The organism is Luteitalea sp. (genome assembly GCF_022842525.1).
Classification (GTDB): Bacteria; Acidobacteriota; Vicinamibacteria; order Vicinamibacterales; family Vicinamibacteraceae; genus Luteitalea.
Genome location: NZ_JALHPM010000003.1, coordinates 28218 through 47127 on the forward strand (window position 1 = coordinate 28218; position 18910 = coordinate 47127).

The window sequence follows — 18910 nt, forward strand, 5'->3', positions numbered from 1 at the left end:
GCTAGTCCTTGTCCTCGACGCGCCACGAGACGCGCACGCGCGTGCGTCGCGCCTCGTCGAGCGAGTCGAGATAACTGCGCAGCGTGTCGACGGCGCTCGCCGACGGCAGTTCACTGGAGGCCTTGATCTCCCGCCACCGCGTCGCGGCCGGGCCGCCCGCCCCGGTTGGTCTCGGCGGGGGCGGCGGCGGGGCCAGAAGGCGCACGGCATCGCCCTGTGCCGCCCGCAACGTCGGCGCCAGCGGCACCGCCAGCTCGTCCGCTTCAAGTGCCTCGGCCACGCGCTGGCGCAGAGCCCTGCCCGCGACCTGACGTTCGTCGACCAAGCGGTCTACCGCTTCGAAGAGATCCCACGCGGTGGACGTAAACGCGGCGACCAGCGCGGACGACTGACTGACGCTCCGTCCCATCGCCGCGTCCGACGTCTCGCCTGGCGTCGCCGCGAGCACGTCGATGGCCATCTCCGGCTCGGCCGTCGCGATCCTCTCGAGGAGCGTCTGCACGGCGACGGCCGTACGACCTCGCCTGGTCCCCGCCAGCTCATGACCAAAGTCACGCAGCACGGGACTCAGGCGCTCGACGAGCGCATGCGCGTCCCGGCGCTGCGCTTGTGCGTTCTCACGCAGGCCACTGACAAGCTGTGCGACGTTCGCGGCATTGAGGAGCGGCGACGCCGGCAGGCCGAAGACTTCCTGGGCTCGACGAACCGCCACCTGCCACACCTCGTGTGACGGCAGCTTCTGCGCCTTGAGCTCCAGCTCGTCGCGCATGTCGTCAAGCGTGACCGTCACTGGTCCGCCGTGAAGGGTGAACGCGAGCTGTTGCTGCTCCGCCCACAGGAGGATCACGAGATTGCCGACCTCCTCGGGAAGGCCGCGCGGCTTCGGCTCGTCGATCCACGCCCGCAGCCTCCGCACCGTGACCGGGCCGCCATCCTGCGCACGCTTCCTGTTGAAGTGCTGCGACCAGTACTGCCCGAGCACGAAGTGCGTCTCGGCCATCGTGCCCAGCTCGAGGGGCTGCGCGATGTCGCGCACGAGGTCCCTCAGAGGCCGGTCGACCAGCGTGCGCCCGTCCGGGGCCTGAGCCGCACGCAGGAGGTCCGGGAGCACCTTGCGCAGGTTGGCAAGCTTGGCCGACACCGCGAACACGGGGTGCGCCGGGAACTGTGCCGCCAGCGCCTGCCCCAACAGGATCTCGAAGCCATCCTTCAGGCTGGCAGCGACCGGTGGCTGCGGGCTCAGACCGGGATCCAGCGACTGGAAATGCTCCGACAGGCCGTGCGTTGAGTCGACGCTGCCCGGCACTGGTTCCTGGATCCCGTACGCGCCTTCGAGGAACAGGCGCAATCGTTCCCGCAGCTGACTGCGGCGATTCTCCAGCAGCTGACGAGCCGTTGCCCGTTCTACCGGCGGCAGGTGAGTCGCAAATGAGCTGAATCGCTCGCCCTGGAGGATGTGCTCCAGCACGACGAGGGTTCCGAGTTCGTTCTGAGCATCAGCGGACAGAAAGGCCGGTATCCACACCAGCGTGCGCGCGGCCTCGTGGCTCTGTCGAAAGCGCTCGAGGCGCGCCAGATCGTCCTTTGGCGTGTGCCCCCGCTCGTCGAATGGGTAGTCGACAATCACGCGCCATTCATCGAGTGGGCCGCGAAGCGATTCATCCGGCATCTCCCAGACGTTGCCGTACACCATCTCGCAGTGCCGATCCGTCCCACGCCAGGTGAACTTGTGGCGGACGAACAGACCATCCCAGTTGTCGATGCCGACGGCTTTGTACAGGTGCTCCTTGATCAGGCGCTTCCGGTTGCCATGATTGTCCTCACCGCGGGCCTGCTCGATGATGCCCTCGGTGTCGACGCCGGTGATCTGGATCGCTATCGTCGGGTTCGCCTCGTCGCCCGCGATCTTGATCTCGCCGACGTGGCCGGCCCAGTGCCTCACGCGCCGAAGTACCTCACGCGCCTCTCCGCCGGGAATCGGCGTCCGGATCGTTCCGTGATTCAAGGCCGCCAGGCGAGCTGGCGTCAGCGCCTTGAAGGCCTCGACTTCGGGAACGAGCGCGGCGAGCAGCAAGGTCTTGACGATGCGGCCGTCTCCACGAAGTCGCGCTGCGCGGGCATCGTCGAACGGCAGGGCCTTTGCCTCGTCGGCCGTCAGGTGGTGCTCGGCCAGCAGCATGGGCAACAGCTTGCGAATGTAGAGGCGATTCGCGTTGTCGAAGTGCACGCGCATCGCCTCGCTGAAGGCCTCGTCGCCTTCGGCGATCACGTCGAACAGGTCACCGACGGGCACGAGGTCGCCGAGCTGCAATGTCTCACGATGATCGACCAGCAGCTGCAACATGACCTTCAGCGCCGTCCGCTCCCGCTGCAGCACCGACGATACCGCCACCAGCGCCTGTACCAGCGCCGGGCTGAACGGATACACCTGGCGGAACATCTGCCGGTCCGCCGTGCTGGTCAGCAGAGTGTCCATCACCTCCTGCCGCACCGCCGTGGTCTGGCGAAAAGCCTCGTCCATCTGCTGCCGGGCAGCTTCCGACTTCGGCTTCAGGACGCGGCGCTCGGCAATGGCCGGCAGGTTACGGTCTTCCAGTGTGATCGTGTGAAAGCGGGCTTCCCACCAGTTCAGCACGTCGGCGAAAGCCAAGTCTTGCGACCCGGTGACATGCTGTCCGACTAGTTCACGCAGGTCGCGCTGCCGGGCGACGAAGCTGACGATGGGAATTGGGCGATCGGCGTGCTGCGCTTCCACGAGCTGCGCCAGCTTCTGACCTTCGCGACTGACGAAGGCAGGCTCCGCGGCATGGCTGGCGAGCCAGAGGATCAGCTCGTCCAGGAACAGGACGACGGCGTCGTAGCCCAGGTCCTTCGCGTGCCGGCTGATGGCGGCGAGGCCGATGTCGAGAGAGACGTACGCCTCCTCCTGCCCGCGGATCACGTCGCCGTACGAGGCAAAGAACGTCTGCACGAGCTCGTCGACGAGTCGCACGCGGCCCTCGTCACCAGGCGCCGCGCGACGAGCCGCCTGGAACGATGTATCCGTCCAGCCTTCGGCGAGGGCTCCCCAGCCACTGCTCGCGCCGGCTCTCGCGTTGAGCTGACGGAAGAACGCCTCATCCCCGATCTGCGTCCGCAGCCTGTCGGCGTCGTCGAACAGCCCCTCGGCCCTGAACACACCAGGCAGGGGCGCGTTCGGGTGCAGGCGCCGGACGTGCTCGACGTAGTGGCCCAGGATGGCCGACTCCATCGTCTGCGCGCCGATCATGTGGTACGGCACGAGCAGGAACTTTCGCGGCTCGGTCCAGGCATGGCGCGCCACGGTTGAAGCCAGCTCCGGAATGCCGCGCGCGGCTGGCTCGTTCCCGAGCAGCAGGTGCAGCACGGCCATGAAGTGGCTCTTGCCACTGCCGAAGCTGCCGTGCAGGTAGGTGGCCTTGCTGGACCTCGCGTCCACCGAGCCCTTGATGAACCGAAGCGCGTCGTCGAAGCACTCCACGAGCTGCGGCGTGACGACGTACTCACGCAACGTCTCTGCGGGGTTCGCCACACCTTGGGTGAGGCGAAGCACGAAGTCACCGCGGTGGACGTGCTCCGGGAGACTGATGAGTTCCTTGATCAGCGTCATCTATTGTTCCGTCGGCTGTGCTCGTCTGCCCCGCCGACGCGCGGCAGTTGGTGGAGTCCACACCCGGATTGCCTCTCGAGTCAGACCAAGTGCCCGAGCCTCTTCATCCACGAAGCCCTCGTAGTAGTCGCCCATTCGCTGGCCGTACTCAGGGTCGACCTCGTTGTGCCATTGCAGGAGCCAGGGCAGCAGTTCCATCAGGCCCGCAAGGAGCGGTGTCAGTCGATCGCGACTCCAGCCTTCGGACTCCTTCATCTGTACGTAGTAAGTACCCAGTGCCCTTGCCTGCTGCAAGTGATCCCAGCCGGCCCAGGAGATGACTGGAGTTGAATCGCTGTCGCGCTGACAGTGCGGGTAGCTGACAAACCGTTCCTTTGGGACGTCGAGCTTCCCGCGCAGTCGCCAGTACACAGTGTTCGCGAAGTCCGATGACGCATACTCCGGCGGCCCCATGATCTCGCCGACACTTTCGTGCGCATCCTCCCGACGCTGGAGCGCCCACACGGACTCCCATTGGGCACGCTTCTCCAGGCCCGCTGCCTTATACCTCAAGACCGAAAGGAATGGCACGGATTCGCTCTCCAGTAGCTCGGCGACAAGTGTTGAGACGTCAAACTCATCGCGATCTCTGTAGATGGCAGCCTTGCGCAGGAACTCGGCATCATGCCTCGCATGATCTGCCAAGCGTGCTGCGGATGTGAGGGCCACGTTCGGCCAATAGCTCACTGACTCCAGGCGATCCAGAAGCCATTCTCGAAGCGCTCGTTCTGCCAGGTCTTCCCATCGGTCGACATTCCATCGCCGCTTATAGGCTGGCTGCTCAACCAGTGCAATCTCTGAGTTATCTTCAATCAGCAGGAGGCGCCGCTCGACCACCCGTCTGTAGGCTTCGGGCCAGTGCGCCGGAACCTCCGTCACGGGCATCGCTCGATGTCGCTCGAACCACGCTGTATCCAATTGTCTGGCCGCAATCTTCCGAGCCATGGCAATCTCGAACGCACGCTCTCCTAGCTGGATCTCCGGCACCGTGTCCAACGTGCAGCAGATGTCCTCCTCAACGAGCCCGTATGTTGAGTACAGTTGCCAATCACACTCTTCCTGCAGCGAGATCAGGCGCCCAAGACGCTGTTCCCACGTGCCTCTTGCCTCCGCAACCTCAGCTCTGCTCGTCCAGTTGGCTTCGTTCGTCCGTATGCTCGCTGCTGGCGCACTCTCCGCGAACTGCGCGGCCGATGTCATCAACAGCCTGGCGTGCGGAATTGGAAGCTGTGCTGGGATTGGCATCTGCTGAACATTGGAGGCATTGAAAGCATGCCGATGCTCCCACTCTTCAGCAGACACTCCACCGCCAATTCCGCCGGCGCCCTTGTCATGGCACACTTGCCGCAACCAGAAGCAAGCAATGGAAGAATTCAGTGTCGCCACGATCCCAGCGAATTCGTCTGCCGTGATCTCGCGTTTCAATTCGATCACTGGCGCCGTGCGGTTGCAAACGGTGCCTTTGCTGACAGGAACGAAGTTGTTGTGAGTTGCTATCTCTGCGAAGCAGATCAGCCAGCTGGCTCTCGCCCTGTCCCGGGGAAACTGATGAAACTCGAACCACTTTCTACCAGCGGTTCGGTATGTGCCGCCCCCAAATACGGCGCGCGACCAAAGGGCGGTTCTCAAAGCATGAAGCCACGACCACTGCGGCTCGAGTGGCACCGATTCCCAGAGCTCTAGGTTTGCTCCGTAAGGAAAGAACATCCAGTCGCCGTCTGAGTAGGCCCAGTCACGCACATCTTCTCCGCGCACTTGACGGCGAAATGCATCAGACAGTCCATGTCGCTGGGCGAATCCACGCGGCAGGGCAAATGCATCGTCGGCGTGGGTGTCTAGAAAGAACCCGACCGACTGCGCCTTGGTGGCGAGTGGCGGACGACCAGCCTCAAGTTTCTGGCGCAGATCGCCAGTTTCGACGCTGCTCAAACTCCACGGGTGGCTTGAGAATCGACTTCTCGGCTGATCTCCAGTAGCCACGTAGGCACTCGTCGAAGGAACGTCAATCTGATCTACGATTGCAAGCCACACCCTGCCGGCTGCTGCGTTCAGGGGGGCCGGTTCTTCCTTGCGCAGACCGATGACGGTCCTGATCGTGTCTGACGCCGGGGCTCCGCCTCGCGCGAGAACTACCACGGTCCCGGTTGCGTGGCCTGGCAGGTGCGCCTTGTCAGTGTCCACAACATGCGTGATGTTCCACTTTGGCAGGTATCGTTCGACTAAGCGACTCCCGAACTCTCTCGTAGCGAATGAGCTTCCTGTGATCTTGCCGACAAAGCCGCCTGGGACAACGGCGTCGAAGAAGCGCTCGAAGAATGGGACGGTGAGCGCGTACAAGCCGTGACATGAGTCAAACCGGTCGCGGTACGCCTTGTTGAGCACGGCGTCCTTCGGAGTGATATACGGAGGATTACCGACGACGACGTGGTAGCGGCGGCCGAGAATACGACGCAGATCGACAGCATCCTCAGTTGAGTAAACGTGTGCCAGCGGATCGCTCTCGGGATCGAGATAGAGCTGACGGCTCGCAACCTCACCAGGACGCGGGCCATGCAGAAGCGAATCCCCTGCAGCGAGTTCCATGTTGAATGCGGGCGCATCCACCAGCTTCGTGATGTTCGACGCACGCAACGCGGCGAGCAGCAGCCGGAACCGTGCGATCGCTACGGCGAACGGATTGAGGTCGACACCGGACACTTGCGCGAGAGCCCGCTGCGCCAACTCCCGCGCGTTCGTGCCAGGCTCGTGCTGCGCCCATAGTCGGGCCAGCCTCTCGAACGCCGCCAACAGGAAGTGGCCCGATCCGCACGCCGGGTCGATCATCTGCACATCGCGGAACCCGAACTCCGCGATGGCCGGGGTGAGCGTGCGGTCCAGAATGAACTGCAGCACGAAGTCCGGCGTCTGAAGCAGCGCGTACTTCTTGCGCGCGGACGCGGACAGATCCTGATACAGGTCACCCAGGAAGCGCGTCGTCCATTCAGGATCGGTGAAATCGTGCACGAGCGCACCGCTGGCAGGATCCACTCGCTGCCAGAAGTCGATGACCTGCGTCGCAGCATCGCCGGAAATGCCGACCTGCCAGATGGGGTTGTGCCGGTGGTCAAGGAGCGGAGCGGCCGCGGGCAAGGCGGCAACGGCCTCGAATACGCTGTACAGATAGTCGCGGTCGCTGTCGTGCGGGTGTTCCTGGAAGTACAGCGTCCGCTGGTCGCGCGCCAGTGACAGCCTCGCCCCCGGCGCGGCCAGACGCGGCGGTTCCGCGAGCGCGTTGTCCTCGAGGAACCTGACGAAGACGCACGCCAACAGCCACATCGCCGCGGCCTGTGCCAGCGCGTCCTCACGCCACGCCTCATAGGTCTGCGCAGTCCGCTCCTTCTGCCGCGCGGCCTGCCACTCCTCCCGAAGTCGCCGTGTGAGCTCGGGCACCTGCTCGCTGCGTTCTCTAAGGTCGTCCTCGAGCCGCTTTCGCAGCGGCTGCAGGTCGGCCAGGAGCCGTCGTCCGTCAATCATGGTGTGGAATGGTTCCTCCCTGAACCCATGCGGGCGGCACCGGCAGCCACTGATTGCTGCTGATCACCGGCAGCGCCTGGCCGTCGATCATCGGCAGGTGGTGCTGGCCATCAGCCGCCACCAGCACGAGCACCGCCGGTGGTCCGCCAGGCCGGCCCGCGCTCTGCTGAAGTCGCTGCAGGACGGCCAGCTGGTTGTACCGCGCGAGCAAGCCCGGATACGACAGCAGCAACGGTCGTTCGGACTGCGCCAATCGGTGTTCGAGATCCGGCACGGCACTCCTGACTAGTCTGAGGAGTGTGCCCCAGTCCGGGCCCTCCGGTCCGGCGGCATCGGCCTTGCGCACGATGTTCCAGTCGGCCCCTACCTTCGTCGCGGCGTCCCTCATTGCTGCGATGAGCAATGCTTCGAGGCTCTCGCTCGCCACAGGGTACTTGCGCGTCAACCGGCGGGCTGTTGAGGGCAGCAGCTTGGGCTCGACACCCAGCGCCAGGAACGAACCGCTGTCAAGCGCATAACGCAGGCGACGATCGAACTCCTGCACATCCTCGCGTTCTGCCGCCGCGTCATCCGGCCAGCTGTTGCGGGTCTGGAACGTGCTGCTGGAGCTGAGCAGAGCCTCGGAGCGTCGCGGGCGGTAGGCACCACGGCGGTCGGCTGCGGAGGGATCCCACTCGAGCTCGAGTCCAGCCTGCCCAAGCAACTCGTCGAGCGCCGGGCGGTCGGGCAAGGGCTCTGCGTCCGGGTATCGTCCCGAAATGCGGGCCTTGAGGTCACTGACGGTGAGCACCTGCGCACCGAGGAGGGCGCCCTGGGCCAACCGCAGCGCACGTGCGGCAGGCATGTCACGAGGATAGAGCTCGAGACGGCTCGACACGGCCGCGCCCTTCGACGCAGCGGCCGCCAGTTGGACGATGCGCGCGGGTAGAAGCCCCGTCGCACCCTCGGGTGGGTCGACCGCCTCGAGTTCCATGCTGACTCGGGATGGTGGCAACAGGGGGTCGGCCGCCGCCAGCCTGTCGGCGGTCTCGCCGAGCACATCGGCGTAGTCGGCGGCGGCGGTACTTGTGGCGATCAGGAGCGCTCCGCGCCTGAAGTCCTCGAACCGTGGTGCCTTCCGCTCACGTTCTGACTCCACCGCGGCGCGAGCCACCGCGAGGGCACGGACCGTGCGCAACGGCTCCGGGGCCTCCGACCCTCGTAACGCGAGCACCGCGTGAGCCAGTTCGCGCACGGCCATAACCCCGCCGTGGGCCTGAATGAGGTCGACCATATCGGCACGGAGCCGGGTGAGCGAAGAATCCTTCGACCAGCGCGTACGCGCAGCGACGACGACCTGGCTGACGCGGGCGCGGGTCAGCTTCAACGTCTCGGCAGCCGCTGTCTGCGTTGGCCACGGCTGATCGGGCACGGCGTCCGTTCGCGGCGTCAGGAACTGATTCAGGATGCGCAGTTCCCCGACATCCTGTGAGCGCGATCGACGTGGCATCAGCCGCGCCATCAGCAGGTCGATGCTGACGACGTCGGTGGTGCTCTCCTCTGCCGCAGTGCTCGATGAGGTCGCGGTAGTGACCGGGGCATCGACTGCCCACTTGCCGGCGAGGGCATCCTTGGCGGCCCGGATCTCCGCACGTGTCTTCGCGCCGACACCGGCCATCGCATACAGCCGACGGGAGGCCATGGTCACGAGGTCGCCGCACGTGAGCACGCGGGCGCGCTCGAGGGCGTTCAACGCACGTGTGCTCAAGCCGATCTGGGCGAGCGGCGTCTCGCGTTTGGCCGCTGCCACCAACAGCGTGAAGTCAGGCGGCTCGTCCGTGGCGCTCTCGGCCTCGTCTCGGTCGGAGCGCGGACGAGCCACGCCCGTGAAGACGGCCCGCCAGGCTGCAAGCATGTCGTCGGCGTTGTCGAACCGTTCCCTGACCGCGCGCCGCAACGCCTTTGTGAAGAACGCGAGCATCGACTCGCGCAGGTCGGGGTCGAAGAGACCGGATTCGAGCGTGACCTCCTCCTCGATCAGCGCGGGGTCACTGCGGCCATCGGCCCACTGCGGCAGTCGCGCTGTCGCCATCTCGTAGAGTGTCATCGCCGCAGCGAATCGCTCTGCGGCGACGTCCCACCGCGGCGGCTTGCGCACGGAGAGAAACGGCTCGAGGTACGGGGCGGTGCCGGCGCGAATGGCCTCGGATGAGGTGCGTGCCAGCGAGAAGTCGAACAGCACCAGGTGCAGCCGATTGCCCGCGCCGACTTCCGCCACGCCGATGTTGTCCGGCTTGATGTCCCGGTGTGGAATGCCCTTCTGCTCCAGCCAGCTGACGGTCTGCAGCAGGTCTTCGCCGAACCGCTGCAGCAACTCCAGGTGCAGCGGGCCATCCCGGCGCAGGCGACTCGCGAGGGTATCCTCCCCCGCCCGGTCCATCAGCAACGCGGCATGACCGCCGACGTCGAGCACGTCGCGGAGCGCCACGATGTGCTGGTGACGCAAATCCCCGAGCACCGCGCCTTCCTGCCGGATGCGCTCGTTGTGGTCAGACGAGGACGCGACTTTCAACACCAGCTCGCGGCCGTCTCTGGTCTCGACCAGGAAGACCACGGAGATTGACCCCTGGCCGATGCGCTTCTTTACCTTGTACGCCCCTGGAAGGACGTCGCCGACGCGCGCCTCCGCAGGATTGACCGGCGCGGCGTCATCCGGTCGGGTCATCTCCTCTTCGACCAGCTCCAGCTGCGCCAGCACGTCGTCCATCGTCGCCAGACGGATCGACACATCGGGGTGCGTCGACAAGGCAACGAGATCGTTCAGCGCCACGCCCACGCCGTCCACGACAGCGGACAGCTGCAGGCCGCGGTCTTCGCGCAGCTTTGCTGCCAGCTCGACGACCGAGCACGCCGGCGCCTGTCCTGCAAACAGGTGATAGGCAATGGCGCCAAACGAGAAGACGTCCAGGTACGCGCCCTTCTCGCCGGGCGCGGCCAGCGCCTCGGGCGCCAGGTAGATCGTCGTCTCATCCTCCACGAGCTGCTCGAGATGCGCGGTCGCCGTCACGCTCTTTCCGCCGGTCGTGCCGGATTCGCGAACGCCGACCTGCCAGTTGAAGATCTGGAGGCGACGACGGGGGCTGGCGGGGTCGAGTACGAGCACGCTCTGCGGGCCGAGGGCTCGATGCACGAGATGCTTCTCGTGCGCGTAACGGACCGCCTCGGCCAGCTGCCGCAGCAGGGTGAGGCGCTGCTCCTGGCTGAGTGCGGCGCCGTGCTGCCGCAGGAAGTGATCGAGGCGCAGGGCGTCGGGGTGATGCTCGAAGATCAGCGCGGGCCCGGACTCCTGATCCTTGTAGTCGGTCGCCCTGAGGATGGCCGGGTGGTTGATCCCCTCGAGGATCTGGAACTCGCGCTGCGCGGCGCGAAAGATCATGCGACGCGCGTCGGCGCCGGCGCTTCGCGGGACCTGATAGACGCGCACGCGCCTCGCCACGCTCGGCATGGCCACGTGCGTCGCCTGGAAGTCCTGGTACGCCGGGCCGTCCATCAAGAGAAGACCGAGCTCGTAGTCCCCGACTCGCCGCGCCTTCTGCGACCGGCGGATGCCCGCCGATTCAAGTGCGCGGACGATGACACGGGCGACGTTGCCGTCAATCCGCAGCTGCCCGGGATCTATGGACGGCGGCCGGGTCAGAGACGCGATGATCCCGGGCACCGGTTGCGGCCTTGCGCCCTCGTGGTCCTTGTCTCGCACGCGGACGCCGGTGGAGGCCTGGCCGCTCAGCCGCACCTGCAACCCGGGTGCGGCGCAGAAGACCAGCGGCTCGAGGAACGGCAGGCGTGCGCTTCCGACGGCACGCTGTCGCCTGAGGAGCGACATCAGCCGCTTGGCTTTCCGGTTGGTCAGCAGCAGCGGGTTGTCGGTGAGGGTCTCGCGTCCCTGGTCACGCCAGATCCAGGTATGCGCGTCGCCATCCAGCACGCCAGGGCGGCTCTTGATCTCGACCAGGAAGAACCCGCTTGGCGCCAGCACCAGCAGGTCGACCTCGTTGACGCTGCCGTCATCTGCGATGAACTCGAAGTTCGACCACGCGTGGTAGGGCTCCTGGTCGGGCAGCCGCTCGCGCACGAAGTCGAGCGCGTCCTGCTCCCACGCGAAGGAGGACTCGGTGATCGGGTGCCAGCGGGTCAGGGGGAGAGGCATCGCTTCGGACTGTCGAGCCTATGCGCCAACGACATCCCGGAGCAAGCACTCGAGATCCCGCGAGCTGGCCTCGGTAGGGGCGAGCAACTCACGGCTGAGCGCGCGCTTCTGCTGCAACAGCTGATCGAGCCGCACGTCGAAGCTGGCCTCGCCGTACTCCGGATGGACCGCCAGCGGCGTGTACACGTGCACGGGTTTGTGCTGGCCGATGCGATAGACACGGTCTGTCGCCTGATCCTCGACGGCCGGATTCCACCAGCGACCGAGATGGATCACGTGGTTGGCGCCGGTGATCGTGAGCCCTACCCCACCTGCACGCGGCGACAGAATCAGGACGCCGAACCCGGGCCGTTCCTGGAATTCATCTGCCCGCTGGAGACGCTTGCCACCCGGCACCTCGCCATTGATCACGAGGGGCGGCTCTGGAAGGCCGTACCGGCGCTGCAGCACCTCCATCAACGCCGCCTGCATGGCCTTGGCGTCGATGAACACGAGCGCCTTCTCACCACGTGACGCCACCTCGTCCAGAATACGGACCGCCTCCAGCAACCGCGCCGACTGCGAGACGAAGTCGGTGTCAGAGGGTGCCATCTCGGGTTGGGGGTGCAGCGACACGCCCCGAAGGCCCTGGAGCGACTGCAGCATCTGCCCCTTTGCGCCACTGCGCGCTGCCCTGACGACCGCTTCGTAGGCCTCCGCCTGCGGAGGCGGCATCTCAACCTGGGTGGCGTGATGGGTGACGGTCGGCAGACCCTGGAGGGTCTCCGCCTTGGTGCGACGCTGCAGAAGTGCGGGCGCCGGAGACGTCAGGCGCCGCTTGAGGTCTCCGAGCGCGTCCGGTGCCACCCCTGCCTCGGGTTCGTACGTGGAGACGAACGCCTTCAGCGTGCCGAGTCTTCCCGGCTCGATCGTGTCCACGATGCTCCACAGGTCGGCCAGCCGATTCTCGACGGGCGTTCCGGTGACCGCCACCGTGAAGTCGGCGTTGATCGCCTTGGCCGCATCGGTCATCAGGGCCTGCGGGTTCTTGATCTTCTGCGCCTCGTCGAAGACCAGCACGTCCCAGCTGATGGCGCCGAAGCTGTGCTGATAGTCGCGGAGCGTTTCATACGTCGTCAGCACCCAATCGGACCTGCGCATCCGGTCCGTGTCGAGCGTCGGGATGCCGACCTTGAGTTCGGAGGCGGCCCGCGGCCCGACGCGCAGGTCCGCAAGCCCTTGCCCGTGCACCGAAAGCATCTCGCCAAGTCCTGGCTCGTTCAGATGCTTGTCGTGCTCCGCCACCCAGTTCAGGAGGAGACCCGTCGGCGCAACCGTCAGGATCGGGCGAGACGGAATGTTCCTCGCCTGCTGCAGCTGACGCAGCCAGGCGAGGAACGTCAGGCACTGCAGCGTCTTGCCGAGGCCCATGTCGTCGGCAAGGAGCGCGCCGGGGGCACCGGCGGCCCACAGTTGCTGGAGCCAGCGGCAGCCGTCGTGCTGGAAGTCGAGGAGCGAGGTACGCAGCCGAGGCGGTGCGACGAAGACGACGCCCTCTGCCCTCGGCTTCCAGGACCGGGCGAAGCCGTCGTCTTCGAGGTTGTCCTTGATCAGGAGGACGAGGCGCCCCGAGGGTTCGGGCGGCTCGTCTGGAGTGCCGCGCCTCGGCGGCTCTGGCGCGTCCCCTCCGTACGTCCGGGCGATCTCAGCCAACTCGCGTGTCGAGGCGATGGCGTCGTCTGTGACTGGAATGCGCTGCCCCTCGTGGTCGACCCACGCCTTACCAGCCGCCTGGGCCTGCTCCAGCTTCTCCACCAGCTGCTGGGCGTACTCGGGGCGCACGTTGACCTGTGTGCCGCCGACCGTCAGTCCCATGGGCTCGCCCGGCAACCATTCGATCCCCGACTTCTTGAGGAAGGGCAGCACTCTGGGCTGCCACAGCCCGATGTCCCGGACGCGCTCGCTGTACTCGGCCGACTCCCAGAACACCTGCTCGATCGCTTCGTCCGGCAAGGCCGGGAGTGCTTCCTTCAGGAACGGTCTGGGATTCCTGATGAACTCCCGCTTCTGCGCTGGTGACGCGGTCGTCATTCTCTTGGCCACGCCAAGGGCCTCGCGCAGGACCGGCGTGACGACCACGTAGTGCCCGCCCCCTGCCGGATATGAGGTCCGCAGCGAAAGCCGGCGGAAGTGCTTGTTCCAATCCGCCTCGCGGGCCTCCGGCAGCGAAGGGCGAACGCCTTCCTCAAGCGAGCCGGAATCGTACGCCGGCTGGATGTCGAAGTCGATCGCGCCCGCGGCATCCACGCGGGGGCGTAGCGTGAACGTTCCAGCGCTTACCACGGAAGTGGTCGTGATGTACGGGTCGGCAACCGTCGCCGCCGGACCTTCGTCGCCGGCCAGCACTCGCTGAATGCGTTCGAGGTACGGCGCTCGCGCCTCGAACGTTTGCTCGGTCAACTGGGAAAGGTCGTCCAGCGCGGTCATGATCCCGAACAACGGCCCCGACAGCGTGTAGTCCGTGTCGTTGACCGTGGCGATCGGCCCGCGACGCAATGCAGGTCGCGTCTCGCCATTGGGGCCGACGAAGCCGCAGGTGAGCGAGAAGTCGCGATCCGTGAAGATGCCGCGGCGATCGAGCTTGAGAGGATACGCGAGCGGTGGCGGCAGTCCGACCGCTCGGATCTGCCAGGGCTCCAGTGCAACGACACGGTCCGGGGTGAGCTTCAAGGCCTGCCCGCCGTCCACGGCATCGACGCCGGGCTCGTCCTGTATCGCCAGGAGGATGCCGGGCATCGCGGGGTGACCTGCCGGCGTCAGCAGCGGCTGCGTGGCCCACTCGTCAAGAGGCAGGCGCGTGCTGCCTTCAGTGCACGTGAAGGTGATGTCACCGGCCGCGCCGAGATGCCATTCGAGGGTGCGCGTCATCGGACTCGGTAGTCGGACAGCAGGACTGAGATACCTGTCGCTTCCCTGATCACCTCAGCGAGCTGGCGCTGCCACGTGTACTGGACGTTGCCGTGGTGTCGCTGCTCGTGACTCGCGAGGACCTGCAGTTCGGACTTGGTGTACTCACGGTCGTACAGGTGGGGTCGTCGTCTGTCGGTTCGAGACCACACGCGACACGTGCCATTATGGCTAAACTCGGCGATGGTCAGGTCGCCGATCTCCAGCAGCAGCACGCTGTGGTTGTTGGCACCGATTAGCGTTCCGTACGAGGGGGCGGCGTCTCGCCAGCGACGCTGCGCATCGCCGACCGCATTCGCACCGAGGACCACCCATGCGCCCGAGATCGCACCCTTCTTGAGGTAAGCGCTCCAGAATGCTTTCCGATAGCGCCAGTGCTCTTGCTGTTCGGCCCAGCGCGCAATGAGCGCGAAGAAATCCTCGAGCGTCGAACTGACCAGCCACCGCATCATCACGCGCCTGGCGTCAGCGCTGACGCTGGCCCACCCCGTCTGCGTCAGCCGCGGGTCCTGCAGGTGGGTCAGCAGGAACGCTCGAACGCGTTCCTGCACCTCGGACGGCGGCGCGATGTCGACGAAGGGCCCCAATAACGCTTCTGCCAGCAAGGGGCCATCGGACTTGAATACCAGTTTGCCCTGCGGCGCCAGCACCTGGAGATCCGATTCAAGGGTCCCGTACCTGGCCTGTCGCATTTTGCCGGAGAGGTCGCTGACAAGATGACGATGAGCCTCGGCGAGAAATCCGGCCTGCGCCAACTCGCCCACAAGTCCGGCGTCCTTCAGCAGGCGCTCACGTTGGTCGGGATGTGCTCCTAGGAGATCAGCGAAGCGCCGAGGGCCGGCAGTAGACAGCAGACTGTACTTGCGAACGCGCTCACTCCACTCCTTGAGGCGAGGGGACGTCGCGCTCAGCAAGTCGTTCGCCAGCACACTCTCGATCCTGCCAAGAACAGGAAGCTCCGAGGGCCAGAGTCTGATCACATTGCGCAAAAGGCTGCGAATGCCGCGCGGACGCTCCCGCACGCGCGTCAGCACTGACGTCATCAGGTCCGAATCCCTGGCCAGCCACTGATCGCGGTAGGCCTCTGGGTGGAACACCGCGTGCGGCAACCAGCGCACCTCCCGCTGCGTCAATCCGTCGAGGCCCTTGTTGGCGCGCCATGCCTCGCGCACACGCTGAACGATCGGATCGAGCTGGAAGGTGGGTGGCTTGCGTTCGGGCCGGTCAGCCCACTGAGTCGATATCGTCGTTGCCATTCCCGACAGCTTCGGCCACTGAACCTCCACCGGTCGTGGTCGCAGTTCGGCGCTCTGACACGCCTGCCTCAAGCTCATCGTCCCAACTCCGCCGTCCAGCCCGTCGGGTGACTGCTCGTCATGGGCGTCTCTGTCCCTGGGCAGCCTGAACCGGCAGAGCCGCCTGCAGGTCCTCCACTGTTTCGTGGAACTCGTTGATCACACTGGAGAGGTCGGAGAGGGCCTTGCTCAGGTGCGTGTCGAGCCCAGCGTTCAGATCGCGGATCTTCTCCGCGTAGAGCTCGAATCCATTGCGCATGGAGTCGAGAGAGTTGCCCAACGACTGGTCGACGCCGGCGAAGCGTCGTTCGTAGTCAGCCCAGGACGCCTGCAAAGTGTCCTGCATGTTCTTCAGATTCTCGCTGGTGGCCTTGAGGCTCTCGGCCGCAGCGCCGATCGTGTTTGCCTGGCGATCGACACTGCCAATCAGGGACGCGGTCCGTGTCGCCACCTCCCGCAGCGGCATCGCCGTTTCCTTGAGAGCCTCGTGCGCGCCAACGACATCCTGAGTGGCGAAGGAGACCCGCGTCACCAGTCCGTCGAATCCCTGCATCGTCGCGCCCGTGTGCTCGACGATGCGCTGGCATTCATCCACCACCTTCTGAAGATGGGCCGACGTCGTAAGGAGCGCCGTCGCCACTTCCTGGCCGGCACCGCCAATCGTCGTCGAGAACCCACCCGCAGCGCCGCTGATCTGCTCGACGACATTGCGCACGACGTTCTCAGTCACGTCATTGAGGCGTGTGGAGTTCTCTCCGAATGAGTGATTCATCTGCCCAATGATGGCCGACGTCACTTCGACGAGTTTGCTCTGCCCGTCGCGCATCGCCTGCGCCGCCTCGTTCAACGAGCGGATGCTCTCGCTGATGGCCTCGGTCATCGCGCGCATCTCCTGGCCGGCCGCGCCAGACACTGCGCCAGAGATCTTGTTGCCAACCTCCTTGAACAACTCCTCGCCGAGTCCTGCCTGGATACTGTGCAGGTCGTTGGTACTCTGGAGCAACCGTTCGAGCACGGGAACGAGCCGCGCGTCCATGGCGCTGCCGATCGACACGGCAAGATCCGTATTGAAGTGCTCGAGCTGTGCAACCTGACGCTCGCCCACCACGTGCAAGGCCTTCAACACGGTTGTCTGCGCCTCCGCCAGCCTGGACAGCTCCTGAAGCGTGTCGCCGCGCCTCACGCTCTCCCGGTGCGCGTTCAGGAGAAGGTGCGACGTCGACAGCAATGGAAGCACGCGCGACAGGGCCTGCGCCAGCTGGTGTCTCGCCCGTACGACGACGGTCCGTGTCGTCAGTTCGATCAGTACGAATACGACACTCAACGCCAGGGCGACGATTGATGTCACGAACTTGCCGGAGAGGTTCGCCACGAGCGGATCGATGGCCCATATGCCCTCCGCGGTCTTCTGCAGTCCCCGCAGGCCCAGCAGCAACGCCACGAATGTGCCGAGCAGTCCGAGCGACGTCAGGACGCCTGGAACGACATGCGCCACCGCCAGCCACCGGTCACCGGCCCGCGACGCGCCCGCGACGCTCTCTTCGACCGATTCGGTGACGAAGTAGCCGACCTGGGGATCCTTCCTGCGGTCGTACGTTTCGTACGTGGTGACGGTGGGGCGTACGGCGTCCCACCAAGGTTCGCCGCCATCCCGCAGCTTCTCGATGACCGCCACCATCGCTCGGTAGCTGTGGTCAGTCGCACCGGTCATCGCATCGGCCGGCGACAGGTCGCTCAACTGTCGCGCCGCCGACGCCAGCCGACGCCACGCTCCTCTCGCGCCTACCACGAGCACCAGCAGTCCCGCCATGAACACAACGATCAGGCCGTAGCTGTAGTAGAGAATCCAAGGCTCGAGGCCGGCGACGAAGCTCATCGCACCCTGCGGCATTTCAATGCTCCCCTTCCACGCTCCGTGGCTCTACCGTCCCGGCGAGGCCAGTCGCGACATCCTCGATGACGTCGCGCTGCGTTCGGATCTTGAAGACCACGCGTCGTTGTCGCGAGTCGTCGGAGGGGACATCAGGCAGAAGTTCCTCCTGGCCCCGTCCGGAGGCCGAGAGGAGGCGTCTGAAGCAATCGCGTTCGTCACCGGAGACAAGAGCCGCGAGGCTCCAGCGCACCACGTCCATCGAGCGCTTTTGACTGAGCTCCAAGTTCATCTGAGGCCCGTCAACGCCTGCGACTCCGACTGCAGACCAGATTGAGTCGGTGTGGCCCTCGACGACAACGTTGGATACCTTGCCCCTCAGCTCGCCGGTGCAGACGATGCTCGAGAGCTGAGGGATCATCCCGAGCAGAAAGCGCCGACCGCCATCACCTACGCTCCAGTCGCCACGCTTGAAGAGCAGATCCTCCGGCATGACGATCACCACAGCGTAGGGATCGCGCTCATCCTGACGGATGCCACCCGCGTCCATCCCCCCGGCGGCCAGGGCGCTCTTCAAGGCTCCGAGCAGTGCCTCGATCGTGGTGTCGCGAGCGTTCCTCTTGATCGCCACGGCGTTACTCAGCACCGCCATGAACAAAAGGATGAAGATGACCATCAACGAGGCCATCAGGTCTGTGAACGACGAGGCCATGTGTGAAGACGTGGCAGCCTCGTGGCCATCTATACTCACATTTGGTCGGCCTGGTCTTGTCATTCTCGACGCTTCCTGACTCGGGGCTTGATCGGCGCTATCAGACCGCAATCGGCTCAGCGACCGAGTAGCTCCAACTCGTGCCCGATCGGCTCTCCCAGCGCCAGCAGGGCTGGTAGCTGCTCTGTGCAGAATGCGTAGAGCGCGTCTGGACTCGACACCAGTTCGGCGCGGGCCGCGTCGTCATAGCTCTCGAGGTAGCGACCGAAGGGAGCCCAGCTGTCATCTGTGTTGTGATGTACCCACTCCTGCGCGGTCATTCCAAGACGCGCACGCACGCGGCTCGCGAACGCGACTCGCTCAGGTTCCTTCACCTTGAAGTTCTCGAGGTCCGTGTGTACCCAGAGGTAGGGGTGCTCCTCGTCCACCTTCCGGAAACCGCTGGGACAGAACCCGCCAATGGTCAAACGGACCTTGGGGCCTCTTTTCCTATCCGCCCATGTGGGCAACCACAGGTCAAACCGTGCCTCCCGTGGCGTCCCACTTACCTCGTATCCATGCGCGGCTGCCCAAGGCTTCAATCGGCTTGACGTGGCCTCGATGACCTGCTCGATCCTCGGTTGGATGTCGCGATGAGCCTGAAGCAGGGCCATCACGTGGCCCCAACGGTTGAGCAACAGACGATCGACCTCGGTGTAGATGTGCGACATATCAGGTGTCC

The 18910-nt window shown here is 65.4% G+C and carries 8 protein-coding genes; all 8 read right to left on the minus strand.

From position 1 onward, the window contains the following. Nucleotide 1 precedes the first annotated feature (1 nt). Nucleotides 2-3628 (minus strand): hypothetical protein, encoded by a 3627-nt coding sequence (locus Q0C41_RS01205; RefSeq protein ID WP_291980612.1) that lies wholly within the window; start codon nt 3626-3628, stop codon nt 2-4. After that, entirely contained in the window at nt 3629-7180 is a 3552-nt protein-coding gene (gene pglX / locus Q0C41_RS01210) for a BREX-2 system adenine-specific DNA-methyltransferase PglX (RefSeq protein WP_291980613.1), read from the minus strand. Next, entirely contained in the window at nt 7173-11366 is a 4194-nt protein-coding gene (pglW, locus tag Q0C41_RS01215; RefSeq protein ID WP_291980614.1) for a BREX system serine/threonine kinase PglW, read from the minus strand. Before pglW ends, pglX begins: the two co-directional genes overlap by 8 nt. An 18-nt stretch (nt 11367-11384) precedes the next feature. Continuing rightward, nucleotides 11385-14273 (minus strand): DEAD/DEAH box helicase, encoded by a 2889-nt coding sequence (locus tag Q0C41_RS01220; RefSeq protein ID WP_291980615.1) that lies wholly within the window; start codon nt 14271-14273, stop codon nt 11385-11387. Further along, the gene (locus tag Q0C41_RS01225) at nt 14270-15646 is read right to left on the minus strand and encodes an EH signature domain-containing protein (RefSeq protein WP_291980616.1); all 1377 of its coding nucleotides are present in this window, start codon (nt 15644-15646) and stop codon (nt 14270-14272) included. Before Q0C41_RS01225 ends, Q0C41_RS01220 begins: the two co-directional genes overlap by 4 nt. Before the next feature lie 40 nt (nt 15647-15686). Then, nucleotides 15687-17483, minus strand: a complete 1797-nt coding sequence (locus Q0C41_RS01230; protein WP_291980617.1) for a hypothetical protein — start codon at nt 17481-17483, stop codon at nt 15687-15689. Between the two features lie 16 nt (nt 17484-17499). Next, the gene (locus Q0C41_RS01235) at nt 17500-18189 is read right to left on the minus strand and encodes a hypothetical protein (protein ID WP_291980618.1); all 690 of its coding nucleotides are present in this window, start codon (nt 18187-18189) and stop codon (nt 17500-17502) included. Between the two features lie 116 nt (nt 18190-18305). Further along, entirely contained in the window at nt 18306-18899 is a 594-nt protein-coding gene (locus Q0C41_RS01240; RefSeq protein ID WP_291980619.1) for a hypothetical protein, read from the minus strand. Between the last annotated feature and the right edge of the window lie 11 nt (nt 18900-18910).